Origin of the sequence: Paenibacillus sp. NPDC058174 (assembly GCF_042883865.1) — a bacterium.
In the GTDB taxonomy this organism is placed as follows: domain Bacteria; phylum Bacillota; class Bacilli; order Paenibacillales; family Paenibacillaceae; genus Pristimantibacillus.
Window position 1 is genome coordinate 856296 of record NZ_JBHVUY010000002.1, and the last position, 25708, is coordinate 882003.

General features: G+C 50.0%; 22 protein-coding genes. 19 read left to right on the forward strand and 3 right to left on the reverse strand.

Going from position 1 to position 25708, the window contains the following annotated elements:
• Positions 1-128: 128 nt before the first annotated feature.
• From thrS to ACFVVF_RS15425, 4 genes are all read left to right on the forward strand, one after another.
• Positions 129-2066, forward strand: coding sequence for a threonine--tRNA ligase (gene thrS, locus ACFVVF_RS15410; protein ID WP_387810990.1), 1938 nt, complete (start codon positions 129-131; stop codon positions 2064-2066).
• A 60-nt stretch (positions 2067-2126) separates the two neighbouring features.
• Entirely contained in the window at positions 2127-2657 is a 531-nt protein-coding gene (locus ACFVVF_RS15415; RefSeq protein WP_387810993.1) for a 3D domain-containing protein, read from the forward strand.
• A gap of 59 nt (positions 2658-2716) precedes the next feature.
• Complete coding sequence (locus ACFVVF_RS15420) at positions 2717-2854, forward strand: hypothetical protein (RefSeq protein ID WP_387810996.1); 138 nt, start codon at positions 2717-2719, stop codon at positions 2852-2854.
• A gap of 143 nt (positions 2855-2997) precedes the next feature.
• Complete coding sequence (locus tag ACFVVF_RS15425; RefSeq protein ID WP_387810999.1) at positions 2998-3375, forward strand: hypothetical protein; 378 nt, start codon at positions 2998-3000, stop codon at positions 3373-3375.
• A 100-nt stretch (positions 3376-3475) separates the two neighbouring features.
• Here ACFVVF_RS15425 and ACFVVF_RS15430 read toward each other — a convergent pair whose 3' ends face one another.
• Positions 3476-4771, reverse strand: a complete 1296-nt coding sequence (locus ACFVVF_RS15430) for an ammonium transporter (protein ID WP_387811002.1) — start codon at positions 4769-4771, stop codon at positions 3476-3478.
• 292 nt (positions 4772-5063) lie between these two features.
• Between ACFVVF_RS15430 and liaF the strand changes: the two genes are divergently transcribed.
• From liaF to serC, 11 genes are all read left to right on the forward strand, one after another.
• Positions 5064-6056 (forward strand): cell wall-active antibiotics response protein LiaF, encoded by a 993-nt coding sequence (gene liaF, locus ACFVVF_RS15435; RefSeq protein ID WP_387811005.1) that lies wholly within the window; start codon positions 5064-5066, stop codon positions 6054-6056.
• Between the two features lie 6 nt (positions 6057-6062).
• Positions 6063-7112 (forward strand): histidine kinase, encoded by a 1050-nt coding sequence (locus ACFVVF_RS15440; protein ID WP_387811008.1) that lies wholly within the window; start codon positions 6063-6065, stop codon positions 7110-7112.
• Positions 7090-7755: a response regulator gene (locus tag ACFVVF_RS15445; RefSeq protein ID WP_387811011.1), complete on the forward strand. Its 666-nt coding sequence runs from the start codon at positions 7090-7092 to the stop codon at positions 7753-7755. The genes ACFVVF_RS15440 and ACFVVF_RS15445 overlap by 23 nt, the downstream gene beginning before the upstream one ends.
• Positions 7756-7848: 93 nt before the next feature.
• Positions 7849-8259 (forward strand): YugN family protein, encoded by a 411-nt coding sequence (locus ACFVVF_RS15450; RefSeq protein ID WP_387811014.1) that lies wholly within the window; start codon positions 7849-7851, stop codon positions 8257-8259.
• A gap of 307 nt (positions 8260-8566) precedes the next feature.
• Positions 8567-10285, forward strand: a complete 1719-nt coding sequence (locus ACFVVF_RS15455; protein WP_387811017.1) for a S1C family serine protease — start codon at positions 8567-8569, stop codon at positions 10283-10285.
• A gap of 85 nt (positions 10286-10370) precedes the next feature.
• Positions 10371-11060 carry a response regulator transcription factor gene (locus ACFVVF_RS15460; RefSeq protein WP_387811020.1) on the forward strand — a complete coding sequence of 230 codons (690 nt, stop codon included), beginning with the start codon at positions 10371-10373 and terminating at the stop codon, positions 11058-11060.
• A 7-nt stretch (positions 11061-11067) separates the two neighbouring features.
• Entirely contained in the window at positions 11068-12573 is a 1506-nt protein-coding gene (locus tag ACFVVF_RS15465) for a sensor histidine kinase (RefSeq protein ID WP_387811023.1), read from the forward strand.
• A 31-nt stretch (positions 12574-12604) separates the two neighbouring features.
• Positions 12605-13582, forward strand: a complete 978-nt coding sequence (locus tag ACFVVF_RS15470) for a 4-hydroxy-3-methylbut-2-enyl diphosphate reductase (RefSeq protein WP_387811517.1) — start codon at positions 12605-12607, stop codon at positions 13580-13582.
• A gap of 1320 nt (positions 13583-14902) precedes the next feature.
• Positions 14903-15964, forward strand: a complete 1062-nt coding sequence (gene aroF / locus ACFVVF_RS15475; protein ID WP_042165181.1) for a 3-deoxy-7-phosphoheptulonate synthase — start codon at positions 14903-14905, stop codon at positions 15962-15964.
• Positions 15965-16213: 249 nt separating this feature from the next.
• Positions 16214-17638, forward strand: coding sequence for a type I glutamate--ammonia ligase (gene glnA, locus ACFVVF_RS15480; protein ID WP_387811027.1), 1425 nt, complete (start codon positions 16214-16216; stop codon positions 17636-17638).
• A 680-nt stretch (positions 17639-18318) separates the two neighbouring features.
• Positions 18319-19407, forward strand: a complete 1089-nt coding sequence (gene serC / locus ACFVVF_RS15485; RefSeq protein WP_387811030.1) for a 3-phosphoserine/phosphohydroxythreonine transaminase — start codon at positions 18319-18321, stop codon at positions 19405-19407.
• 82 nt (positions 19408-19489) lie between these two features.
• Here serC and ACFVVF_RS15490 read toward each other — a convergent pair whose 3' ends face one another.
• Positions 19490-20209: a response regulator transcription factor gene (locus ACFVVF_RS15490; protein WP_042165173.1), complete on the reverse strand. Its 720-nt coding sequence runs from the start codon at positions 20207-20209 to the stop codon at positions 19490-19492.
• 163 nt (positions 20210-20372) lie between these two features.
• On the opposite strand from ACFVVF_RS15490, the gene trmL reads away from it, so the two are divergent.
• From trmL to ACFVVF_RS15505, 3 genes are all read left to right on the forward strand, one after another.
• Positions 20373-20837, forward strand: a complete 465-nt coding sequence (trmL, locus tag ACFVVF_RS15495) for a tRNA (uridine(34)/cytosine(34)/5-carboxymethylaminomethyluridine(34)-2'-O)-methyltransferase TrmL (protein WP_042165171.1) — start codon at positions 20373-20375, stop codon at positions 20835-20837.
• 119 nt (positions 20838-20956) lie between these two features.
• Positions 20957-21205 (forward strand): AbrB/MazE/SpoVT family DNA-binding domain-containing protein, encoded by a 249-nt coding sequence (locus tag ACFVVF_RS15500; RefSeq protein WP_042165166.1) that lies wholly within the window; start codon positions 20957-20959, stop codon positions 21203-21205.
• Between the two features lie 349 nt (positions 21206-21554).
• Positions 21555-22751: an aminotransferase-like domain-containing protein gene (locus ACFVVF_RS15505; RefSeq protein WP_387811035.1), complete on the forward strand. Its 1197-nt coding sequence runs from the start codon at positions 21555-21557 to the stop codon at positions 22749-22751.
• 78 nt (positions 22752-22829) lie between these two features.
• Here the strand turns inward: ACFVVF_RS15505 and ACFVVF_RS15510 are convergent, their stop codons facing one another.
• Complete coding sequence (locus tag ACFVVF_RS15510; RefSeq protein WP_387811037.1) at positions 22830-23579, reverse strand: DUF2161 domain-containing phosphodiesterase; 750 nt, start codon at positions 23577-23579, stop codon at positions 22830-22832.
• A 195-nt stretch (positions 23580-23774) separates the two neighbouring features.
• On the opposite strand from ACFVVF_RS15510, the gene ACFVVF_RS15515 reads away from it, so the two are divergent.
• Positions 23775-25670, forward strand: a complete 1896-nt coding sequence (locus ACFVVF_RS15515; RefSeq protein WP_387811040.1) for a PrkA family serine protein kinase — start codon at positions 23775-23777, stop codon at positions 25668-25670.
• Positions 25671-25708: the final 38 nt, after the last annotated feature.

The following is a 25708-nucleotide window of genomic DNA, read 5'->3' on the forward strand; positions in this document are numbered from 1 at the left end:
GTAGGGTGGAACCACGGGTATAGAAGCACTCGTCCCTTTGCGGGATGCGTGCTTTTTTTGCGTTCATTTGAATGTTCAATCGAGGCTTTCCCGCCAGCTAAATTTACGATGAGAAAAGGATGAATCACATGTCTGTTCAAGTTACTTTCCCAGACGGCGCCGTTCGCGAGTACGCAGCAGGAACGACGATCGAAGAGGTTGCAGGCTCCATCAGCCCTGGACTTCGCAAAAACGCAATTGCCGGTAAGCTGAACGGCAAAGTTGTGGATGTATATACGCCAATCGATGAGAATGCCGCAGTTGAGATTGTTACCGTTGATTCGGCAGACGGCCTTGAAGTATACCGTCACAGTACAGCTCACTTGCTCGCTCAAGCGATCAAACGGCTGTACAGCGACGCTGATGTTAAGCTGGGTATCGGTCCAGTCATTGAAGACGGCTTCTACTACGATATCGATATGGAGCATTCGTTGACACCTGAAGATCTGACGAAGCTGGAGAAGGAAATGGAGCGCATCGTCCAGCAAAATCTCGATATCCGCCGCCGCGTTGTGAGCCGTGATGAGGCGATCGCTATCTTCACTGATATCGGCGACAACTTGAAGCTTGAGCTGATTCGTGATTTGCCGGTTGACACGGAGCTTACGATTTATGATCAAGGCGAGTTTTTCGACCTGTGCCGCGGACCGCACTTGCCGTCCACAGGCCGTATCAAATCGTTCAAGCTGCTGAGCGTTGCAGGCGCATACTGGCGCGGCGATTCCAAGAACAAAATGCTGCAGCGCATTTACGGTACGGCTTTTGCCAAAAAGGCGCAGCTGGACGAGCATCTCCATTTCCTGGAGGAAGCGAAAAAACGTGATCACCGCAAGCTCGGCAAAGAGCTGAAAATGTTCACATTCTCCCGCGAGGTTGGCCAAGGCCTGCCGCTGTGGCTGCCAAACGGTGCGAAGGTTCGCCGTACACTGGAGCGCTACATCGTCGACCTGGAAGAGCGTCTGGGCTATGAGCATGTCTACACGCCGGTATTGGCCAATGTAGAGCTATATAAAATTTCCGGCCACTGGGAGCACTACAGCGAGGACATGTTCCCTCCGATGGCGCTCGATAATGAAGAGCTGGTACTCCGTCCGATGAACTGCCCTCACCATATGATGGTGTTCAAAAGCGATATGAGAAGCTACCGAGACCTGCCGGTACGGATTGCTGAGATGGGCACGATGCACCGCTATGAAATGTCCGGTGCGCTGACAGGCCTCCACCGCGTACGCGCGATGACGCTGAATGACGCGCATATTTTCTGCCGTCCGGACCAAATTAAGGAAGAGTTTGCGCGCGTCGTTAACCTCATCCGCAAAGTATACGAGGACTTTGGCATTAAAGACTACCGTTTCCGTCTTTCGTACCGTGATCCGCAGGATACAGAGAAGTATTTCCAAAACGATGAGATGTGGGAAACGTCCCAACGCATGCTTCGCGAGGTTGTAGAGGAGCTGGGTCTGCCGTTCTTTGAAGCGGAAGGCGAGGCGGCGTTCTACGGTCCGAAGCTGGACGTTCAGATCAAGACAGCTCTTGGCAAGGAAGAGACGCTGTCGACTGCACAGCTGGATTTCCTGCTCCCTGAACGCTTCGAGCTCGAATACATCGGCGATGACGGCAAAAAACACCGTCCAGTCGTTATTCACCGCGGGATTATCAGCACGATGGAACGGATGACTGCCTTCCTGCTGGAAAACTTTGCAGGCGCATTGCCGCTGTGGCTGTCCCCGGTTCAAGCGAAGATCATTCCAGTATCGACAGCATATGAGGCTTATGCTCGTGATGTAGAAGAGCAATTGCGCAATGCCGGTGTTCGCGTTGAAAGCGACCTGCGCAACGAGAAGCTGGGTTACAAGATCCGTGAAGCGCAGCTGGAGAAAATTCCGTATATGCTCGTTGTCGGCGACAATGAGGCGCAATCCGGCTCCGTATCGATCCGCAAGCGCGGCGAAGGCGATATTGGCGCCAAGCCGGTTGCTGAGCTGATTGAGCTGCTGCAAGGCGAGATCGCTTCGAAGACGATCTAAAAATATCGAATAAAGCTTGTGCCATTAGGGAAATCTTCTTCTGAGGAGGAAGCTGCCCAAATGGTTACAAGCTTTTTTTTGTTTTTGAATCAGACGATACGGTTGATGATTATAATGTTCCTCACTTCCGGAACACTCGCATTTGCACCGACCGCCTATTCACAAGAGGGTAAGGAGCAGGCGGTCGCTTCCGTGAAGGTGGTGGCGACAGGCTATACGGCTGGGGTCGAATCTACCGGCAAAAAGCCGGGCCATCCGCAATACGGCATTACGTATTCGGGCGTTAAAGTTCATCGGGGTCAAGTGTCGACAGTTGCCGCCGATACAAAGCTGTTCCCGATCGGAACGCTGCTCTATATACCCGGGTATGGCTACGGCGTCGTTGCGGATACAGGCTCTGCCATCAAGGGACACCGGCTTGATCTATACTTCGAGACGGTAAAAGAGGTGTATGCAGAGTGGGGGAAAAAAACGGTTACGGTTCAGGTGCTGCGCAAAGGCTCCGGCAAGCTTTCGCAGGCTTGGTTGAACGATATAAATCGGGCGGTCGAAGCGGGAAAACCGCTGCCTCAAGCTTACGTTGAATCGTGAAATATGAACGCATATTAATCGGGTGCTTTGCCATACTAGTATGGGAGGTGACGATAACAATGGCTAAAAACAAAAACAACAAAAATCAAAACAGCAACCTGAACGCTGAATTCGCAGAAGAATTCAACCAAGGCAACGCAGCGAACAAAAACGCAAACAACAATGCAAACAACGCAACACAAAATACGCAGAAGTAATCCCGTACCGGGAAAAAGCAAAGAGGAGCCGGCTTAGTCTGGCTCCTCTTTGCTTTGATTAAAAAAACAGTTTTCAAAACCGGCCCATCTATTGTATGATAGATGATGTTAGTAAATATAACATATGAGTTGGGTGAACGGTTATGACGGATCCGATTGTTTATACGAATTATACAGCTGCATATCATCGCAAAGCGGCTGAAGTATTGCCATTCATCGATGCCTATGTCATGAAGAAGGAACAGGAAATTATCGAAATCGAACAGATGGTGGAGCGCTATGAGAAACGCCGGATGAAGGAAGAGCGCGCCTATCAGTCGATGTCCTCGCTTCGCCGTTTGCTGTCCGGCCGCAAGCCCGATCATCATCTGGCTGTGGAATATATTCATTTTGTCAAAAAACCGATGGAGAAAGTACGGGAGCTGCGTCAAGAGATTGAGAATGCCCGTTCGATTCAGTTGAGCTCGTCGCCTGGCGATATGGTTTCGGTATCATCAGGGCTGGCTAATGAGCTGCGCTAAGCTTGAATTATCCCGTAATAAACCTCCTGCCCGGCTTTAATAAACGAAACGAAAAAACGTTGTCACCGTATGAAGCGGTGACAACGTTTTTTCGTATGCTTTAATTTCCGTTCTTTACCCGGTCCAGGTCAATGAAATCGCTGTTGTCGCTATAAGCGGGTACGCCGTGAATGCCGACGTCAAGGCCGACTAGCTCTTCGTCCTTGGACACTCTTACCGGCATGATAAGACGAATTAGCCATAGGAACAGCCAAGTGATGGCGAAGCCCCAGACGGCAACGGTCACGAGTCCAAGAGCTTGGACACCGAGCAGGCTCCAGCCTCCGCCATAGAACAAGCCGTAATAGCCTTGGCCTGAATTAGCAGCCAGCTCCGGAACCGCGAACAGGCCGACCGCAAGTGTGCCTATGCTGCCGCTTATGCCGTGAACGGCGAAAGCGCCGACGGGATCGTCGATCTTTTTCCGCTCCAGCATCTCGGTTGCAAGCACCATCGCGATGCCGCATACGGCGCCGATCAGAATAGCGGCGCTATCGGAGACGAACGCACAGCCTGCCGTAATACCGACAAGTCCGGCTAGCGATCCGTTGATCACCATCGGCGGGTCGGCTTTTTGATAGCGCAGCATCGTAAACAGAATGCAAATGGCTCCGCCCGAAGCTGCTGAGAGCATGGTTGTGATGGCAATATGGCCGATTCCGGAATGGGTAGCGCTAAGCGTACTGCCTGCATTGAAGCCAAACCATCCGAACCATAGAATAAAAGCGCCAACGGATGCAAGGGGAAGATTGGACGGCGGAACGATATTGACTCTGCCGTCTGGCATGAACTTGCCGATCCGCGGTCCGATGAAGATGGCTGCCGCTAAAGCGGCAAACCCGCCAAGGGCATGAATAACCGCCGAGCCTGCAAAGTCGATCATGCCAAGCTTGCCAAGCCAGCCGCTGCCCGACCATACCCAGTGGCCCGCCAGCGGGTAGATCAAGCCGGTCATTGCAATCGTAAACAGAATGTAAGCGCGGAAATGGATGCGCTCAGCCACAGCTCCCGATACAATCGAGATGACGGCAATGACGAATGCGCATTGGAACAGCCAATACGTTTCATTGGAGATGCTGAGCGCGATATGAGAGAGATCGCCCTTCATAAGGAAACCGCTCGCTCCGAACAGCCCGCCGATATCTTTGCCATACATAATGCCGAAACCTACTAAATAGAAGACAAGTGCTCCAAAACAAATGTCGACAAATACTTTCATAATGATGCTGACCGCATTTTTCTGTCTGACGAAGCCAGCTTCCAGCAGGGCAAAGCCGCCCTCCATTAGCAGGATCATGGCTGCTGTTAGTACGACCCATATCGTATCCAGGCCCCTGGACAGCTCGGTAATGTCCATCTTCTGATCAACCTCTATTCTGTGAATAATCTGATGTAAGGTTTTTCTCTGTTTTCCAATCCGTTCATCATTATAAATAGATGAAGTCAGCTATGTCAACGAATTAACGTAACGTTTCATGACATGTGAGGTATAAAGCCCGCAGTTACTGAAACGGATGAAGGTGATGAGAGGTCTCCATCTCAGTCTAGAGGCGGAGAACAAGTTCAATCGGCCGTCCCTTTTGAAGGATGACAGCTTTAGCTATACTAAATATACAAAGAATGAACGCATAGGCAGGAGATGAAAGGTTATGAATGGAAATTTTATAAACCGGCTATTTATAGGGGTTATCGTTATTGCGGTTGGCGTTCTCTTTCTGCTGCGGCAGACAGGACAGCTCGATTTCGATTTCAGTATAGGCTATATCGTATCGACCTATTGGCCTGTCATTCTGATCTACTTCGGATTGCAAGGGGTGCTGTCCGGCGCCTTTAACGGTTCAGGCTCCGGCTGGTGGGGCGGAATTATGCTGTTGATCGGATTTGTTTTCCTGGGGCGCAATCTGGATTGGTTCTCTTGGTCAGTAGGCGATATTGCTCCTTATATTTGGCCTATTATCATCATCTTAATCGGTATTAATATGATTCGGAGACCTAAGAAACGGAAACGCCGTTCCCATTCTCAGCCTAAGGATGATTGGAAATCGTTTACCGGCTATACGGATTCGCAAGGGCATGTGCCACCGGCGCCTCCGCTTCATCCCGATCCGACAAAGCCGGGCGAAGCGCAGGAAGAAGAGCGGAGCGAGCCGAAGCAAGCCGGGTATGCAGAAGATGACTTCAAAAAGCATCATGACCACTCGAAACGCCATGGTCGTCATCACCATCATCATCATGAAACGGAATATTGGAACTATGATGCCAACGCGCAGACACGCTCCGGCTTTATCGGCGATATTCATATCGGTCATGATTATTGGGAGCTGAAGCCGATGAACATCTCGCATTTTATCGGGGATACCGTCGTTGATCTGACGAAGGCGCAAATTCCGTTCGGGGAAACAAGGCTTTGCATTTCCTCTTTCGTCGGCGACGTTAAAGTGTATGTTCCGAATGATTATGAGGTCGGTATTCAAGTTATTTCAAGCGCATTTGTAGGCGATGTGAAAATTTTGGGAGAGCGTGAGGGCGGCTTTTTCAAAAATGTAAATATTTATTCACCAGCTTATAACGATACGGATAAGCGGATTAAATTAGTCGTGAGCACATTCGTTGGCGACGTTCGAGTTACGAAGGTGGGGTAAAGGCTAATGATGGTGCGATTTCTGCGCAGCGGCAAATGGGAGCTAATTATTATGTTCGTCGCTTCATCGGTTGCTGCGCTGCTGCTGGGGTTCGCAGTTTGGTTCGGGTTATCGTTTGAAGCGGGGCAGACGGAGACGCGGTTGGGTGCCGCATCCGTCTTTCTGCTTGTCAGCGCTGCTTTCGGCTATTGGGCGGGGCAGCGGCTGCAGAGACGGCTGGATACGCTGCAGCTTGCCATGAAGCAAGCCAATAACGGAAATTATGAGGTTCGTATTACGGAGACAGGCGATCTTAACTTTATGGAGTTGTATCGGGAATTCAATGAGCTTGCCGTACAAATGCAGGATAGGATGAAGCGGCTGCAGATGGTTGGCGAGGAGCAGGTGATGATCGCAACATCTAATGAAGCGGCGGTGCTGGAGGAGCGCAAGCGTCTTGCCCGGGATCTTCATGATACGGTCAGTCAGCAGTTGTTCGCGATGCATATGTGCGCCTCTTCGCTGCCGAAGCTGCAGGAAATCGACCGCGAGCGGGCGGCTTCTGTACTGGATCAGCTCATCCATATGTCTACGCTCGCTCAGAAGCAAATGCGCGTCTTTATTGCGCAGCTGCGTCCGCTGGAGCTGGAGGGGCAGACGCTGCAGGAAGCGCTGGACAAATGGTTTCCTGATTACTGCCGGCAGAACGGCCTGCAGGGAGCGCTCGAATGGCGGATTCAAGAGCCGCTGACAGAAGCGAAGGAGCATCAGCTGTTCCTCATCGTGCAAGAAGCGATGGCCAATGTCGTCAAGCATGCGGCTGCGCAAAGCTGCTCGCTGACGCTTGCCGAAACCGAGCGGCAAATTACGCTAAATCTCCAGGATGACGGGGCGGGCTTCCGGGTGCAGGAGGTCAGACGAGGCTCCTACGGATTGTCGACGATGCAGGAACGAGCCCAGAAGCTGGGAGGCACGGCCGAGATTATCAGCAAGCCCGGCAGCGGGACAAGAGTGAAAGTGACCATTCCGAAAATTTGGCGAGGGAGCGAGCAGGATGAGCGCAGTGAACGGGAATGACAAGTTGAAAATTATGATCGTAGACGATCATGACATGGTAAGAACCGGATTGCGTACGTATCTCATGCTGGAACCGAAATTTGAGGTCGTTGCGGAAGCAGGTAGCGGTCAAGCCGCATTGGACTTGCTTCTCTCCGGCAGTACACCCGATCTGATTCTGATGGACCTAATGATGCCGGGCATGAACGGCATTGATGCGACGAAGGCGATTATTTCGCGTTTTCCGGATATGAAGATCATTATGCTGACCAGCTTTTTAGAGGATGACAAGGTGTATGCTGCTATTGAAGCGGGGGCAGTTAGCTATGTACTGAAGACGGTATCGGCGGAAGAGCTTATCTATGCGCTGAATGGAGCAATGCGGGGAATGCCGGTTATGACGGCGGATGTATCGCAGGCGCTGACTCGCGGCCTTCGGCAGCGTACGGCACAGGCCGGTGACGAGGGGCTGACAGAGCGCGAGAAGGAAGTGCTGCTGCTGATCGCCGAAGGCCGGTCCAACAAAGAGATTGGCGAGGAGCTTCATATTAGTGTTAAAACGGTCAAAACACATGTAAGCAATCTATTAATGAAATGCGAGCTGGAGGACCGGACGCAGCTGGCTGTATTGGCGCATCGCAAGGGATGGGTCAAACCGTCATAATCGGACAATATTGGGGTCATACTATTCTTTAGCGGTACCTTCGGGTGCCAACTATGATGCACGTGCTGCATGCTAAAGGAGAGAATCTATTCAATGATGCCACTGTCTTCAACGCTGGAATCCTATCAGAACCGCTACACCGAGGTGCGCAGCCAGCTGGAGGAGCAGCAGTTTTCACTGGGCGGCAACTGGGACTATACAAGCGGCTCCTTCGACCGGGCGCTGGACGATGCCAATAAAGTATGGCTGCGTCTGCCTTTTCAAGTGATATCCGGCAGTATCGACGATTCGTCCCAAGATACGGATGCCGTTATCCGGTTGGGCACGCCCTATGTATTGAAGCATCTCTATAACGAAGGCAATGATCCGGAAGCGAAAGCCCATCTTGTGGGCGCTTTATTCGATCAGTTCCAAACACCGGTCGATCCCGATGCCAATATCGAGCCGAAATGGCTTGACCGGGCGAAGGATGCTTTGTCCGAAGCGGAGCGGATATTGGATTAATTTACGATCGTTAATTGGAGTATGAGCTGGTCAAGGGAGAGAGTATCTTCCCGTTGATCAGCTCATTTCTTTTTGCCCACATATTGCCCACAATTGTATCTGTTTTTTTCTGTATTTGATTATAACTTATTTCGTTAAATACAGTTAAAACAATATGTTACGCCTGCAGAAGTTATTTTAATTTCATGTACTTTTAAGTTTGTTTTAAGGTAGAATGTGCATGATAGGAATACAACATATACGCAGCAGCCCATCAGGGAATTTGGCTGTTTGATGGAAATGGTATACCTAAGGAGGAGAAACGGTTATGGACGATCAAAACAAAAAGAACGGATTTGACGATTTTTTTCAAAATCCTGAGAATAATGAACATACCGTCGATGAGACGGAGAGAGCAGAACGAGCGGAAAGCAGCGGACAAAGCGCCTCGTCAGATCAGCAAGATGGAGCCGGCAAAACTTCTTATTATTATTCATACGGTCCCTACAGACCTGGTGCACAGGACGAGAGCAGCACTTCGCAGCCGCAATCGTCATACAGCAGCAATCCATACAACAGCAGTCCACTGGAGCCGGCAATTGAGAAGCCGCAGGAAAACCCCTCCTATGCTGCGGCGGCAGCGGGCAGCTCGGCAGAGGCTCAGCCGCAGCAGCAGTATACAGGTGATCCTAATCAAGCGGCAGGCGGCAGCGGAGTAGAGGTTACACAGCCGCCGGCGCTTCGCTCCTTCACATCGAATCAACAGTCATCCGCGAAGGGCAATTGGCAAGTACGCGAGCCGAAGCGGGGAACGTCGTTCCGGTCGATGTTCATCTCCTTCCTTGCAGGGGTGCTCGTCGTAGGCGGTCTCATGTATACTTCGGACCGGCAGAACTGGTTCACGCAGGGGACGCAGGCGATGGCACCGGGACAAACGAATGAATCTTCAAACGGTCAAACAGCCAACAATGGCGGTTCGTCTCCGGTTACAGCAGCAGCGCGGCCGGATAACATTTCCACGCTGTTCAAAACAGCAAGTCCGGCTGTCGTTAAAATCGAGACTTATGTGAAGCCATCAAGAAACAATGGCGGCGGAGGCTTCCTCGATGATCCGTTCTTCCGCCAGTTTTTCGGAGATGACTATCCGGGAACGAAGCCGCAGGACAAAGGCAATGACAGCGACCTGCAAGCAAGCGGCATCGGTACAGGCTTCTTCTTCGAGTCTACCGGCTACATTTTGACCAATCAGCATGTGGTTGGCAACTCCGATAAAATCGAAGTAACGGTGCAAGGCTATGATAAGCCGTTTACGGCTGAGCTTCTGGGCTCCGACTATCAGCTTGACCTTGCCGTTCTGAAAGTAACGGGAGACAAAGCCTTCCCTACGCTTCCGCTCGGCAGCTCCGACAACATTAATATTGGCGACTGGGTCGTCGCAATCGGCAACCCGTATGGCTTTGACCATACCGTTACTGTAGGGGTATTGAGTGCAAAAGAGCGTCCGATTGACATTCCGGATTCGCAAGGCACTCGCAATTATGAGCACTTGCTGCAAACTGACGCATCGATTAATCCAGGCAACTCCGGCGGTCCGCTTCTTAATGTGAACGGAGAGGTTGTTGGCATCAACACAGCGGTCAGCTCGCAGGCGCAAGGTATCGGTTTTGCGATTCCGACCAGCACAATTCAAAATGTGTTGAATGATCTGAAAAACAACAAGGAAGTTCCAAAAACTCCGGTTCCGTTCATCGGCGCTGGTCTCGCAGACGTCACAGAAGACATTGCGAAGCAACTGGGACTTGAGAAAGCGGAAGGCTCCATCGTCAGCAACGTTTACTATAATTCACCTGCCTACTTGGCGGATCTGAAGCAATACGATATCATTCTTGGTATCGATGGAAAAGCCTACAATTCAACGCAAGAGCTGATCAAGCAGATTCAAACGAAAAAGGTCGGCGATAAAATTGAATTGAACATTATCCGCAGAGGGGAAAAAATGAATTTGCCGGTCGAGATTGGCGACAAAAACAAATTCAATGCGGAGTAAATAAGAAGAGCGTTGTGCAAACAAGCGCAGAGTGTTGCATGCTCTGCGCTTGTTTTATGCGCTTAGAGGCACATGGGGGTGCAGGATGAGATCACAAATTATCGTAGTAGATGATGACGAGAAGATTACTTCGCTGCTGCGCAGAAGCTTGGCTTTTGAAGGCTATGAAGTAACGACGGCGAATAACGGGGCAGAGGGGCTTAAACTGCTGCTGACGGCAGATCCTGATCTGCTTATTTTGGATGTGATGATGCCGCATGTCGACGGATGGGAAGTATGCCGACGTGTGCGTGAAGGCGGAAGCGCCGTGCCGATTCTGATGCTGACAGCGAAGGATGATATATCGGATCGTGTGAAAGGGCTGGATGCAGGGGCGGACGATTATCTCATTAAGCCGTTTGCGCTGGAAGAGCTGCTGGCGCGGGTACGGGCACTGCTGCGGCGCAAAGCGGATAAGATCGAGGAGACAAGCAGTAAAATCGTCTATGGCGATTTGGCGCTGGACCAGGATTCACGCGAGGCGATCCGTTCGGGACGGCGAATTGAGCTGACGGCTAAGGAGTATGATTTGCTGCTGCTCTTCATGCAAAACCCGCGCAGAGTGCTGACCCGTGATGCGATCATGGAAAAAATATGGGGCTTTGACTTTAGCGGGGAATCCAATGTGCTGGAGGTTTATATCGCGATGCTGCGCCAGAAGCTGGAGGATGGCAGCGGCAATCGGATTATTCAGACGGTGCGGGGCACCGGTTATGTGCTGCGCGGAGAGGGCTGATTAACGGATGACGATACGGCTTCGGCTTACATTATGGTATTCGGGCTTGCTTGCCGCTACGCTTATCGTATTCGGCTGCGCCATTTATTTTTTCGTCAACATGAATACTTACGGTGATATTAAAAACTCGCTTCGGCAGCAGTCGAACAGCATTCAATTTTACGGAACAACCTATTCTGATAAGTTTAAACTTGGAGGTGTAGGTGGCTTATACGAGCCAGACTTGTATTTGCAAATCGTCAACTATCGGGAAGGCTATATCTCTCTGGATTCGAATATGAAGCAAAAAGGATTGGAATTTCCATACCCGAAAGCATCCAAAAATCCTGACCGGGGCTTTGAAAAGGCAAGAGTCACCATCAACGGTCACTCGTATATGTTTCTTATTTATCAGAGGCCCTTATATCTGGAAGACGGCTCTCTCGTAGGGCTGGCGCAGGTCGGTGCTTTTGTAGGCAGCGAGGAACGCTTTCTTGCCGGAGTCCGGTCAATTTTGATCTTCTCTTCGCTAGCCGTATTGTTAATCGCCTTTACCGTCGGCTTGTTTCTGGCCCGGCAGGTGCTTCAGCCCATTGAGCGCGTTATCCGATCCACGGAAAAAATTCAAAACGGCTCCGATCTGAGTGTACGTATTCCGATGGAAGGGCCGAAGGACGAGATCGGGCGTCTCGTCTATACGCTGAACATTATGCTTGCCCGTCTCGAGATGGCCTACAACAACCTGGACGAATCGTATCGCGCACAGCGCCGCTTCGTATCGGATGCGTCGCATGAGCTGCGCACGCCGCTGACGACGATCCGCGGCAATATCGAGCTGCTTCAGCGAATGTGGGAGAAGACGATGGATCCGAAGGCTGCGGATGGCATCGTACTCGCGCTTGATGCGCAGCGCTTGGAAATGTCCAACGAAGCGATGCAGGACATTTCCGCCGAGGCGAAGCGGATGTCGACGCTTGTTAACGATTTGCTCGCTCTAGCCCGTGCGGATGCAGGATACGTCATGGAGAAGGTGCCGCTGCCGATGTTCCCGCTAGTTGAAGAAGTTGCGCGGAGGGCGCAGCTGCTGCCTCGTACAGCGGAATGGCGCGTTGGCGATCTGTCTGTCCTTAGCGGTGCGACGGTAATCGCCAATCATGAATATTTGCAGCAATTGCTCTTTATTTTCATCGAAAATGCGTTCAAGTACACGCCAGAAGGCTATATCGAGCTTAGCGCGAAGCTGACGGATGATCAGGTAGGGATTATGATCCGCGATACGGGAATCGGCATGGATCCGGAGCAGGTACCGCATATTTTCGACCGGTTTTACCGGATTGATGAATCCCGCGGGAAAACGGTCGGAACCGGGCTGGGTCTATCGATCGCCAAATGGATCATTGATGAGCATCGCGGCTCGATTGAGGTGACGACACTTGAGGGCGAAGGGTCGACTTTCGTTATCTGGCTGCCGCTGCACTTTTCTGAACCGGACTCTTCGACTATAATAGAAGCAGAGGACCGAGAGGCACATTAATCGCAGCACGGTCGGAAAGCAGGTGCAACAGATGGAAATCGTGAAAATATCGCCGCGCGGCTATTGCTATGGCGTTGTCGATGCAATGGTGCTAGCCTTGCAGACGGCTAAAAACTTGGATTTGCCGCGGCCAATTTATATTTTGGGCATGATTGTTCATAATTCGCATGTGACGGAAGCGTTCGAGCAGGAAGGTGTTATTACGCTGGATGGCGAGAATCGTTTGGAAATATTGGATCAGGTAGAGAAGGGTACGGTTATTTTTACCGCCCACGGCGTTTCGCCGGAAGTGCGTCAGCGCGCCCGCGACAAGGGTCTGACAGTAGTGGATGCAACTTGTCCGGATGTGACGAAGACGCATGATTTGATCCGCGAGAAGGTTGCGGAGGACTACCACATCATTTACATTGGAAAAAAAGCCCACCCCGAGCCGGAAGGTGCAATTGGCGTCGCGCCTGACCGGGTCCATCTCATTGAAAGAGTGGAAGAGATTGATGCGCTCGAGGTGCCTGATGGCAAGATCATCATCACGAATCAGACGACGATGTCGCAATGGGATATCCGGGCCATTATGAGCAAGCTGCTGGAGAAATATCCGAAGGCAGAAATTCATAACGAGATTTGCCTCGCGACTCAGGTGCGTCAGGAAGCGGTCGCTGAGCAAGCGGGCGCTGCCCAGCTTTGTATTGTTGTTGGCGATCCGCGAAGCAACAATTCGAACCGGCTTGCGCAGGTATCGGAGGAAATTGCGGGAGTAACAGCTTACCGCGTGTCGGACGTATCAGAGATCAAGCAGGAGTGGCTGGCTGGCATTGAGCGCGTAGCCGTCACCTCCGGCGCCTCCACGCCTACGCCGATTACGAAGGAAGTTATCGCTTATTTGGAGCAATACGATCACGCTGATCCGGCTACGTGGGAGATCAAACGGACGATTAATATGAATAAGCTGCTGCCGAACATTCGCACCAAATCGGCGCCTGCTAGCGATGCGGCAACGAAGACAATTTAAGAGATCCATAGACAGGAACAGGGGGGCCAACAATGTCGGCTTTCCTGTTCTTTTTTTGTTTTCCCTTAGAATGTTCATTATCTCGCTCCTCAGTTTGCATAAATCGGGTTAAAGAACCAGGTTCGCAAAATAGCGAACCCTAACTTCGCTGTAGGCGCTGCACTGGAAAGCGCCAAATAAATTAGCGAACCAAACTTCGCAATCCGTGAACCTAGGTTCACGAACAACGAAATTTAGTTCGCTGCAGCCAAAGAATGAGCATATCAGGCTGCATAGAGCGAAAGCTGCTTCGTTATTTAGCGAAGCAGCTTCGTTAACTGATTGTGTACGAGGCTTTTCCCACTGCGTGCTCATTACCTGTGTCTCATTTGTTCATGTATTGGACTATTAACGAATCAGGTTCGCAAAATAGCGAACCCTAACTTCGCTGTAGGCGCTGCACTGGAAAGCGCCAAATAAATTAGCGAACCAAACTTCGCAATCCGTGAACTTAGGTTCACGAACAACGAAATTTAGTTCGCTGCAGCTGAAGAATGAGCAAATGAGGCTGCATAGAGCGAAAGTTGCTTCGCAAAATAGCGAAGCAGCTTCGTTAATTAGTTAGTCTCTCTCTGAATGCTCATTATCTCGCTCCTCGTTTGTATAAATCGGGTTAACGAATCAGGTTCGCAAAATAAAGAACCTAACTTCGCTGTAGGCTTCACGCCGTGAACTGCCTTATTAAATAGCGAACCAAACTTCGCAATCCGTGAACTTAGGTTCACGAACAACGAAATCTAGTTCGCTGCAGCCAAAGAAGGAGCATATGAGGCTGCATAGAGCGAAAGTTGCTTCGCAAAATAGCGAAGCAGCTTCGCTAATTAATTTAGTATCAGCAGCAAAGCACTTAAAAGTACATAGGTTAGTTAAGAGTGAGCAGTTGAACGGTCAATGTGCATTGAAAAGTTAGGTAACAGAAGTCGAACTGCGAAAGGCATTGGTTAGTTAAGTGAAAGTAGTTGAGTGATCAAATGTGCATTGAATAGTTAAGTAACAGAAGTCGAGCTGCGAAAGGCATTAGTTAGTTAAGTGAAAGTAGCTGAGTGGTCAGATGTGCGTTGGATAGTTAAGTAACAGAAGTCGAGCTACGATAGTGTGTTAAGTAACAGCAGTCGCGCGACCAGGGGGGCAGCGGCAAAAATACAATTGTATTTTTGCTTGACGGGATGCAGGGACATCGTGTATATTAACTTTAGCGAGTAAAAGCATAAAAGCCAAAAAGCATAACAGCATAAAAGCGAAGCAGCGTATAAGCGTTGAAGTGAAAAAGGAGAGATGGACATGATCGTAATTACTAATCAGAATATTTCGGATGACCGCATACAGGAGATCGTTAATTATATCGAGAAAGCCGGCGTACAGCCGCATGTATCCAAAGGAACGGACCGGACAGTCATCGGTATCATTGGCAAAGCGGAGCCGCAGCTTGCGGAGCACCTTCGTCAAATGAAGGGCGTCGAGAATGTCATCAAAATCTCGAAGTCCTACAAGCTGGCTAGCCGAGACTTTCACCCGGACGACACGATTATCGACATTAAAGGGGTTAAAATCGGCGGCAGCAACCTCGTTATTATGGGCGGCCCTTGCGCGGTGGAAACGCCAGAGCAAATCGATGAAATCGCAAGACTGGTTAAAGCAGCAGGCGGACAGGTGCTTCGCGGCGGCGCGTTTAAGCCTCGTACAGGACCATACAGCTTCCAAGGCGTTGGCGTAGAAGGCCTTGTTATGATGGCGGAAGCAGGCAAGAAGCATGGCCTTCTTACCATTACTGAAGTCATGACGCCAGAGTATGTCGATGTGTGCGCGGAGTACGCTGACATTTTGCAAGTCGGCACCCGGAATATGCAAAACTTCGATCTGCTGCGCAAGCTCGGTACGATTCAAACACCAGTATTGTTGAAGCGCGGCTTCAGCTCAACGTATGACGAGTTCCTCAATGCTGCTGAATACATTTTGGCGGGCGGCAATCCGAACGTTATGCTTTGCGAGCGGGGAATTCGCACATTCGAGACCTACACGCGGAATACGCTCGACCTGTCGGCGATCCCGGTTCTGCAAGGTCTAAGCCATCTGCCGGTCATTTCCGACCCGAGCCATGGTACAGGTCGCCGCGAGCTTGTCGAGCCGATGTCGAAAGCATCTGTAGCGGCCGGAGCGAATGGTCTGATTGTCGAAATGCATACTGACCCGGACAACTCGATGACAGGTGATGGCGTACAATCGCTGTTCCCGGATCAATTCGCTAATTTGTTAAAGGATTTAGAGAAGCTCGCTCCGCTTGTTGGCAAGCAGTTCGATACGCCAAAGGCGCCAGCCGATGCTTTCCTGGAATGGAAAATATAAAACATTGCTTTTTCAAAGGTTCGGAATCCTTGTTTGTCAAGGGTTCTGGGCCTTTTTTCATGATAAAAAGGGGCATTTGTGAACAAATGTTTAAAGCTGTAAGTAAACCTAACATGTCGATAAAAAATACCTGACATAAGTATTGACGGTGCGAAAACAGAGTTTTATAATTACCTCATAGTTTGGAACGAAAATTGAACAATAACTGTTCAACAATATGCAAATGTTCGGAAATGGAGGAAATATCAGATGTCAGTTCAAAATGTTTTGGACACTATCAAAGAAAACAGCATTCAGTTCGTAGATTTCCGCTTCGTGGATCTTTCCGGTAAAGCGCACCACATCACTCTTCCTTCGACAGAAGTCGACAGCGACACATTCGTAAATGGTGTAGCGTTCGACGGTTCCTCGATCCCAGGTTTCCGCGGTATCGAAGAATCTGACATGGTGATGATGCCTGATACGGAATCTGTATTCATCGATCCTTTTACCGATCACCCAACACTTAACATCATGTGTAACATTCACACGCCGGACGGCGAACGCTATGAGCGCGACCCGCGCAGCATCGCTCAAAAGGCTGAAGAGTTCCTGCAAACGACTGGCGTTGGTACGACAGCATTTTTCGCGCCTGAGTCCGAGTTCTTCATTTTCGACGAAGTTCGTTATGAGAGCACAATGAACTCCTCCAGCTTCTTCGTAGATTCGGAAGAAGCAGGCTGGAACACGAACCGTAAAGAAGAAGGCGGCAACCTGGGCTTTAAAGTTCCTGTAAAAGGCGGCTACGTTCCAGTAGCACCAGTTGACCAACAACAAGACATCCGCAGCGAAATGGTTCGTCTGATGCAAGAAGTTGGCCTTCGCGTTGAACGTCACCACCATGAAGTGGCGACTGCAGGCCAAGCGGAAATCAACTTCCGTTTCGACACGCTGACAAAAACAGCTGATAACCTGATGGTTTACAAATATATCGTTCACAACACAGCTCGCCAATACGGCAAAGTAGCAACATTCATGCCTAAACCGCTGTTTGGTGACAATGGTTCCGGTATGCACGTTCACTCGTCGATCTTCAACGGCGATTCACCTTTGTTCTATGAAAAAGGCGCTTACGGCAACCTGAGCCAACTGGCTATGCACTACATCGGCGGCATTCTGCACCACGCACCTGCCCTGATCGCTTTGACTAACCCAAGCACGAACTCGTTCAAACGCCTTGTGCCTGGTTACGAAGCACCAGTGAACCTGGTATTCTCCAAAGGCAACCGTTCCGCAGCGATCCGTATTCCAATCGCTTCGGTAACTCCAAAAGGCTGCCGCATCGAGTTCCGTACTCCGGACTCCACAGCTAACCCTTACTTGGCATTTGCAGCTATGCTGCTTGCTGGTCTGGACGGCATCAAGCGTAAACTGGATCCAGTTGCTTTGGGCTACGGTCCATTCGACAAAAACATTTACGAACTGCCAGAAGAAGAGAAGAAAGAAATCCGCAGCGTACCTGGTACGCTTGACGAAGCGCTTGACGCTTTGGAAGCTGATTCTGAATTCTTGACTGAAGGCGGCGTATTTACGAAAGACTTCATCGACAACTACGTTGCAGTTAAACGCAACGAAGCTAAAGCGGTATCGATTCGTATCCATCCGCATGAATACAGCCTTTATTTCGGTTGCTAATCGCAGCCAAGCCACACGGGCGGGCTCCTTCGGGAGCTCGTTTTTTTATGCGCTGAACTTGAGTAATAAACTTATTAGTGAAGCTTTAAAGTGATTTTAGAAACTAATCTGTGCTGTTGAACTTGTGCTGATAACCTGAGCGTATTGGTGTGCAGGAGAAAAAGTTGCAGTTGAAGTGCTGCGAGAGTCCTGCTTGTTTATGTTGCGGATTTTATAAGAATTGATTCCAATGAAAAAACTTCTCTAATAACGGCAGCTTTTTCTCTATTATCTGATTAATGAGCCCCAATACGGGCGGATTCGTCCAGATAAGGACACTTTTTTCTCTGTAAGGAAATCAATTTCCGCTCTTATGAATTTTTGGCATTCTCCCTTATATAAGGCTTTTAAATCCCAATAATAAGGAAATGTAATACCGAATAGCGAAAAAACAAACCAACTCTAACCAACTCTAACCAACCTCAGCCTAACATGCACGTTATTGGCGAATTGCTGGGAACAATCGTTTACCATTTATCCAAAATCCGAATGATTTACAGAAACTAAACCTTTAGCGTTCGACTTTTTGTCAACAATATTCGTCGAAATACACTTGAAGCATCGGCATAAACTTGATATCATTAGCGTTATCATGTGAGATTAACCTCGGATGTAACCAAACAAAAAGGTGGGTAACGGAGATGAAACGAGCTTATAACTTCAATGCTGGACCAGCCGCTTTGCCGCTTGAAGTGCTGCAGCAGGCACAAGAGCAGTTTGTTGAGTACGGAGGTGCCGGCATGTCCATCATGGAAATGTCGCACCGTAGCGCCCTTTATGAGAATGTAAATAATGAGACGCAAGCGCTGATGCGCGAATTGTTCGGAATTCCCGATAATTACAAGGTGCTTTTCCTGCAAGGCGGAGCCAGCCAGCAGTTCGCTATGATTCCGATGAATCTTCTTCGTGAAGGACGTCCCGGCGCATACGTAATGACGGGCAACTGGGCGGAGAAAGCGATCAAGGAAGCGAAGCTGATCGGCGAGACAGTAGTTGCGGCGACGACAGAAAGCGACAAATTTATGCGCGTGCCTAGCCAAAGCGAAATCGTAGTGCCTGAGAATGCAGCTTATGTGCATTTGACTTCCAACGAGACGATTGGCGGTACGCAATTCCAGCAATATCCGGTTATTGGCGGAAATGTGCCATTGATTGCGGATATGTCGAGTGATATTTTGTCCCGTCCTGTTGATGTGAGTCAATTCGGCCTCATTTATGCTGGCGCTCAAAAAAATCTTGGACCATCCGGTGTAACAGTAGTTATCATCCGTGATGATCTGGTTGAACAAAGCCCTAAACATATTCCGGCCATTTTCCGTTACGATACACATGCGAAAAACAGCTCGCTTTACAATACGCCGCCATCCTTCTCGGTTTATATGGTTAATCTCGTTCTGAAATGGATTCAAAGCAAAGGCGGAGTTGCACAGCTCGAGCAGTTCAACCGCGACAAGACGAAGCTGATCTACGATCAGATCGATCAAAGCGGCGGCTTCTATACGGGCGCAGCTCATGCAGACAGCCGTTCGGTCATGAATATTACGTTCCGCATTCACACCGAAGAGCTGGAGAAGCAATTCGTGAAGGAGTCGGAGCAGCACGGATTTGTCGGGCTGAAAGGACACCGCGACGTTGGCGGCTTGCGCGCTTCGACCTACAATGCGGTTCCGCTTGAAAGCTGCAAAGCGCTCGCGGAATTTATGGCTGATTTCCAAAAACGGAACGGCTAATGCCCGAACACACAAAGAAAGGACAGCGCTTGACGGCTGTCCTTTCTTTGTGTGAATGTTCAATTGTGTTGACTCCAAGCGGTTATGCGAGGGATGAGGCGTCGATGCCGTTCGGTCCAAGCAGCTTATAACCGACATTGCGCACGGTCATAATATATTCAGGCATTCTGGCGTTTTTCTCGATTTTATCCCGCAGATGGCTAATATGAACGTCAACGATTCGCGTATCGCCGAGGAAATGATAATCCCAGACGCCGTGAAGCAGCTGCTGGCGGCTTAGCACTTTTCCTTTGTGCTTGCACAGGAATAAGAGCAGCTCGAATTCCTTCGGCGTCAGCTCGATATCTTTGCCATCCACGATAACTTCGCGTTGATCCGGTCTTACGGAAAGCCGCCCGATGTCGAAGGCAGAGCTTTCAACATGACTAGGCAATGCTTGTATGCGGCGGAAAATAGCCTGGATACGTGAAATAAGCTCCTGCGGACTAAACGGCTTCGTCATATAATCGTCGGCACCATTGTCCAGTCCTGCGATTTTGTCGGTAACATCCTGCAGAGCGGTCAGCATAACGATCGGTACAGCATTGTTGAGTTTGCGCAGTTCGCGGCACACTTGAAGGCCATCCATTTTCGGCAGCATAAGATCCAATACGATTAGGTCAGGACGAAACGGTTTAAGCATATCAAATACGGCTTCGCCGTCTCCGACGCATCGAACCTCATAGCCGGCAAGCTTTAAATTGAATTCGATGAGCATGGAGATGGATGGCTCGTCATCGACGACTAATATTTTCTTCTTCATCGCACAATTCTCCTTTACACTCCCATTAATGACTCCATTATGAAGGAGTACATTCAACCGAAGATTAACCGTAAGTTAACGATGTGTAAAATTTTTCGAGAAAATGCGCAAATCTATCATTTCATGTATAATGTATAGGCAAGAATGAGAGGTGTGAAAGAAAGTGGCATTCCATATTGTATTGGTAGAACCTGAGATTCCGGCAAATACGGGCAATATTTCGAGAACATGCGCAGCTACAGGAGCGCATTTGCATCTTGTTCGGCCGTTAGGCTTTCAAACAGATGATCGTACCTTAAAGCGGGCGGGTCTGGATTATTGGCATGCGGTCCACATTGAGTACCATGATTCGTTCCAGGAAGTGCTGGACAAGAACCCCGAAGGGCGTTTTTTCTATGCCAGCACGCGCGCTACAAAGGTTTATTCGGAATTCGAATATCGTGACGGCGATTTTTTTGTGTTCGGCAAAGAAACCAAAGGGCTTCCCCAAGAGCTGATTGACGCGAACTTGGATACTTGTATCCGGATGCCCATGACTGGCGACGTCAGATCGCTTAATTTATCGAACTCGGCAGCGATTGTTATCTACGAGGCGCTTCGGCAAAATCATTTCCCATCCCTTCATTAATTGCAGAATGCTAAGAATATGAGAATGTCAGAAGGAATTGCCGAATGCTCATCGAAAGCTATTAAAGCAAAGGTTTCACTGGAAAGCTTGCAAATCTAGACACAGAAGAGGTGAAAACGATGAAACCAGCAGGGGTGGTAAGGAAAGTAGATCAACTTGGACGAATTGTGCTTCCAAAGTCTCTTCGCAAACGGTATCAGATGAACGAAGGAGATCCCGTTGAAATATTAGTACAAGGCGATCACATTATTTTGGAGCGTTACCGTCCAAGATGCGTATTTTGCGGGTCGATGGAAGAGGTACGTGAATTTAAAGACAGATACTTATGCGGACAATGCGTAGGCGAGATGAATCAGCTTCGCCGTTAATCCATAGCATGCGAAACAAAACGAAGGAAGCTTCCTGTATCAAGCGCCAAAACGCTTAGTATAGGAAGCTTCCTTCTTTTAATCCCGGATCCCGGGATGCACAATGACCGAATTAGAGGCCTTTTGTTTTGTCTTCGTTGTATGAAGACGTTAACATCGCGGTTACGAATAAAACAAAGACCGTCAGTACGGTAATCATGGTAATGGACATTGCGCAGACACCTCCGATTGATTCCGCTAACATCTTCTTTATTATACCCAACGATGCGGAAAAAGAAAACTTTAAAAGTTGCGGACACCTTGCTAAAATAAAAGGATTCAGACCTAATAATGAGGAGGCGCAAACGTAATGGATTATCGGTTTGCATCGCGAGTTGCTGACGTGAAATCGTCGGCCGTTCGAGACATTTTGAAGCTGACGCAAGGGAAGGATATGATCTCATTTGCCGGAGGCCTGCCTGCAGAAGAACTGTTTCCTGTACAAGCTGTCCGTGATGCCGCGGAGCGTGTATTGGATGCCGGCACCGGAGCTTTGCAATACGGCTTGACTGAAGGTTATTTGCCGCTCCGCGAGCAGCTTAGCGTCCGTATGGCGCAAAAAGGGATGAACGTAAGCCCGGATGAAATGATTCTGACGACCGGCTCGCAGCAAGCCATTAGCTTGCTCGTCCAAGTGTTAACAGAGCCTGGCGACGTTATCCTGGTAGAGAAGCCGACTTATCTTGCTTGCCTGCAAGTATTCGAGCTGTACGGCCTGCGTGTCATTGCGGTAGAAAGCGACGAGCATGGCATTATTCCGGAAGACGCTGAGCGCCTCATTCGGGAACATAAGCCAGCTATGCTGTACGCGGTTCCGACTTTCGGAAACCCGACGGGCAACGTATGGAGTCTGGAAAGAAGACAGCAGATTCTTGGTTTGTGCCTGCGTAATGGTATTCCGATTCTGGAGGATGACCCGTACGGGGAAATTAAATTTGATGAAACGGCGGAGTATCCGACGTTATTCTCACTGGACCAGCAGCAAAACGGCGGAGCGGTTATTTATACAAGCACCTTCTCCAAGACGGTTGCTCCGGCGCTTCGTACCGGCTGGGCTATCGGCGATGCGCGGGTCATTCGAATGATGGCGAAGGCAAAGCAGGCAGCCGACATTCATTCCAGCACGATGGATCAGCAAATTCTGAGCCAGCTGCTGGCGCATTTTCCATTAGACGATCATATCCAAACGATTCGCCGCTCGTATAAAGCCCGGATGATTGAGATGCAGAGCTTGCTTCTGGAACAGAAGATCGAAGGCTTCAACTGGATTGAGCCGAAGGGCGGCATGTTTATCTGGACGCAGCTGCCGGAAGGGCTTGATGCGGAGGTATTGTTAAAGGCTGCTGTGCTAAAAGGAGTGGCGTTTGTGCCGGGTAGCTCCTTCTATGCGTATGCTCCGCAGCGGAATACAGCGAGACTTAACTTTACCCACAATACGGGGCAAAAAACGGTGCAGGGTGTTCAGCGGCTGGCGGATGCTATTCGTGAATTTACGGCACGCAGCTAGAATGCCTAACATCGCTTTGCCGGAATCATTATTCATTCCAGCATACAGCCATTGTTCAATTACTGCCGCATCGACGCATTAGGCGTCGGGCGGCAGTTTTGCTATCCAATCGGCGATGACGCCTGCATATTCCTCGAGTGCCTTCTCGCCGCTTGGCGTCAAGCCGTAGCTGCCTCGTTTGACCCGCTCGAACCAGCCGTAGTAATTGCTGCGGAGCAGATCGCCGCATTTGGGGAATCCGGTTATCGCGGCCAGCTTGCTTGGGGAGAGCGGTCCGTAGCGCTGCATCGCATAGGCGCAGCGGAGCGCTTTTTCACGGTATGCGGTGACCAGCTTGCGGCCGGTGCTGCCGCCAACGTTGTAATCGCCGCTCCGCTCGCGGAATTCCTGAAGCAGGCGGGCTTGTTTCTTTCTCCGGATGCCGCGTACCGGCGCATCGCCCGGCTCGCAAAGAAATTCAATGACCGGCGCTTTCGTCTTATAAAATGTAACGGTCATAAAGCCAAGGCCGAGCATCCGGCATAGCTCGGTAATATCGCTGAAGCGCTGGTTATGGGCGCCGCTCTTTTTCCGGTTGCGTTCCACGGCAAGCACGACATTGTCATTGATCCGTAAGCGTTCAACTCCCTGCAGCAGCAGCGCGAGATTGAACGTTTTTTTCATTTCGACAACAACCGCATCGGAGGCGTCCGGTTTCATAGCGACCAGGTCACAGTGCAGCACTTCGCTTTTCACTGTATATCCAAGCCGCTCATAGTAAGCTTTAATAGGGCTGTACAGCTCTTCTTCCTTCGTAACGGCCACGGAAAATCCCTCGCTTTCTTCCACCTATTATAACAAAGGATTGTTCACGCTTGTCGCATTTTGATGGATTGCCGACTAAAATAGTGGTCAATTTCCTACAGGACTAAGCATAGGAATGTAATACTTCAATAAAAAGTTGTTCCCTCGATAGATGGGCTAGAGAAAATCCCGGGCGGAGTGAAAAATGCGGATTGCGGAAGCGATGGGAGGAGGCACGGCATGGACATTTTCAAGCGAATATCGGAGTACCGGACAGAGAGTGAGAAGCTGGAATGGACAGGAACGTTCAAGGCATACATCGAGTTACTGAGGCAGGATCCCACACCGGCGATGACAGCGCACTCGCGCGTCTATGACATGATTGAATCATTCGGCGTGGAGGACACGAACGGCAACAAGCGATACAAGTTTTTTGAACAGGAAATTTTCGGGCTTGACCGTGCGGTTCAGAAATTGGTCGAGGAATATTTCCATTCGGCTGCAAGAAGGCTGGATGTCCGTAAACGGATATTGCTGTTGATGGGCCCTGTAAGCGGGGGCAAATCGACGATTGTGACGATGCTCAAAAAAGGGCTGGAGCGCTACTCCAGAACGGAGCGCGGTGCTGTCTACGCGATTAAAGGCTGCCCGATGCACGAGGAGCCTTTGCATCTTATTCCGCATGACCTTAGACCGGAAATTGAGAAGGAGCTTGGCGTCCGGATTGAAGGCAATCTTTGCCCGTCCTGCCAGATGAGACTGCGTACGGAATATAATGGTGAGATCGAAAATGTGCTCGTCGAGCGTGTACTAATTTCCGAGGATAACCGGATCGGGATTGGCACATTCAGTCCCTCTGATCCGAAGTCTCAGGATATTGCCGACCTGACCGGCAGCATCGACTTCTCGACGATTACAGAATTCGGCTCCGAATCCGATCCCCGCGCTTACCGGTTCGACGGCGAGCTAAATAAAGCGAACCGGGGGCTGATGGAATTTCAGGAGATGCTGAAATGCGATGAGAAGTTTCTGTGGAACCTGCTGTCGCTGACGCAGGAGGGCAACTTCAAAGCCGGCCGATTCGCGTTAATATCGGCTGATGAGCTCATAATCGCCCATACGAATGAATCCGAATACAAGTCATTTATCAGCAACAAGAAAAACGAAGCGCTGCAGTCACGGATGATCGTGATGCCGATTCCGTACAACCTGAAGGTGTCGGAGGAGGAAAAAATCTATACGAAGCTGATTGGCCAAAGCGACATGAAGCATATTCATATTTCGCCGCACGCGCTGCGTTCGGCTGCGATCTTTAGCATACTTACCCGCCTGAAGGAAACGAAGAAGCAGGGCATGGACCTGGTCAAAAAGATGCGGATGTACGACGGCGAGGAGATCGAAGGCTTCAAGGATGCCGATCTGAAGGAAATGCAAAACGAGTATATTGAAGAAGGAATGTCCGGCGTCGATCCGCGTTATGTCATCAACCGGATTTCGAGCGCTTTAATTAAGCAGGATACCCAGTGCATCAATGCGCTGGATGTGCTGCGGGCGCTGAAGGACGGACTTGACCAGCATCCGTCGATTACGAAGGAGGAGCGGGAGCGTTATCTGAACTTCATCTCCGTTGCCCGCAAGGAGTATGACGGGCTGGCGAAGAAGGAGATTCAGAAGGCCTTCGTTTACTCCTTCGAGGAGTCTGCCCGCACCTTGTTCGAGAATTACCTCGACAATATTGAGTCGTACTGCAACTGGGCGAAAATTAAAGATCCGCTGACCGGTGAAGAGATGGATCCCGATGAGCGGCTGATGCGATCGATTGAAGAGCAGATCGGTGTCTCCGAAAATGCGAAAAAGGCGTTCCGCGAGGAAATTCTCATCCGGATATCCTCCTATTCCCGTAAAGGCAAAAAGTTCGATTTCACCAGCCACGAGCGTTTGCGTGAAGCGGTGGAGAAAAAACTGTTCGCCGATTTGAAGGACATTGTCAAAATTACGACCTCGACAAAAACGCCGGATGAAAGCCAATTGAAGCGGATCAATGAAGTAACAAAGCGGCTGATCGACGACCACGGCTACTGCCCGGTATGCGCCAATGAGCTGCTCCGGTATGTAGGCAGTTTATTAAATCGCTAAATTGTGAACAAAAACCAGCGGAGAATGGTGCCGCTGGT

What these genes read in the sequence shown, in the direction of transcription:
- ACFVVF_RS15440 (WP_387811008.1), top strand. Translation starts at nt 6,063, where the DNA reads ATGATGGTGCGATTTCTGCGCAGCGGCAAATGGGAGCTAATTATTATG.
- ACFVVF_RS15450 (WP_387811014.1), top strand. Translation starts at nt 7,849, where the DNA reads ATGATGCCACTGTCTTCAACGCTGGAATCCTATCAGAACCGCTACACC.
- thrS (WP_387810990.1), top strand. Translation starts at nt 129, where the DNA reads ATGTCTGTTCAAGTTACTTTCCCAGACGGCGCCGTTCGCGAGTACGCA.
- glnA (WP_387811027.1), top strand. Translation starts at nt 16,214, where the DNA reads ATGTCAGTTCAAAATGTTTTGGACACTATCAAAGAAAACAGCATTCAG.
- aroF (WP_042165181.1), top strand. Translation starts at nt 14,903, where the DNA reads ATGATCGTAATTACTAATCAGAATATTTCGGATGACCGCATACAGGAG.
- ACFVVF_RS15505 (WP_387811035.1), top strand. Translation starts at nt 21,555, where the DNA reads ATGGATTATCGGTTTGCATCGCGAGTTGCTGACGTGAAATCGTCGGCC.
- ACFVVF_RS15500 (WP_042165166.1), top strand. Translation starts at nt 20,957, where the DNA reads ATGAAACCAGCAGGGGTGGTAAGGAAAGTAGATCAACTTGGACGAATT.
- serC (WP_387811030.1), top strand. Translation starts at nt 18,319, where the DNA reads ATGAAACGAGCTTATAACTTCAATGCTGGACCAGCCGCTTTGCCGCTT.
- ACFVVF_RS15460 (WP_387811020.1), top strand. Translation starts at nt 10,371, where the DNA reads ATGAGATCACAAATTATCGTAGTAGATGATGACGAGAAGATTACTTCG.
- ACFVVF_RS15455 (WP_387811017.1), top strand. Translation starts at nt 8,567, where the DNA reads ATGGACGATCAAAACAAAAAGAACGGATTTGACGATTTTTTTCAAAAT.
- ACFVVF_RS15445 (WP_387811011.1), top strand. Translation starts at nt 7,090, where the DNA reads ATGAGCGCAGTGAACGGGAATGACAAGTTGAAAATTATGATCGTAGAC.
- ACFVVF_RS15425 (WP_387810999.1), top strand. Translation starts at nt 2,998, where the DNA reads ATGACGGATCCGATTGTTTATACGAATTATACAGCTGCATATCATCGC.
- ACFVVF_RS15415 (WP_387810993.1), top strand. Translation starts at nt 2,127, where the DNA reads ATGGTTACAAGCTTTTTTTTGTTTTTGAATCAGACGATACGGTTGATG.
- liaF (WP_387811005.1), top strand. Translation starts at nt 5,064, where the DNA reads ATGAATGGAAATTTTATAAACCGGCTATTTATAGGGGTTATCGTTATT.
- ACFVVF_RS15430 (WP_387811002.1), bottom strand. Translation starts at nt 4,771, where the DNA reads ATGGACATTACCGAGCTGTCCAGGGGCCTGGATACGATATGGGTCGTA.
- ACFVVF_RS15490 (WP_042165173.1), bottom strand. Translation starts at nt 20,209, where the DNA reads ATGAAGAAGAAAATATTAGTCGTCGATGACGAGCCATCCATCTCCATG.
- ACFVVF_RS15515 (WP_387811040.1), top strand. Translation starts at nt 23,775, where the DNA reads ATGGACATTTTCAAGCGAATATCGGAGTACCGGACAGAGAGTGAGAAG.
- ACFVVF_RS15465 (WP_387811023.1), top strand. Translation starts at nt 11,068, where the DNA reads ATGACGATACGGCTTCGGCTTACATTATGGTATTCGGGCTTGCTTGCC.
- ACFVVF_RS15420 (WP_387810996.1), top strand. Translation starts at nt 2,717, where the DNA reads ATGGCTAAAAACAAAAACAACAAAAATCAAAACAGCAACCTGAACGCT.
- ACFVVF_RS15470 (WP_387811517.1), top strand. Translation starts at nt 12,605, where the DNA reads ATGGAAATCGTGAAAATATCGCCGCGCGGCTATTGCTATGGCGTTGTC.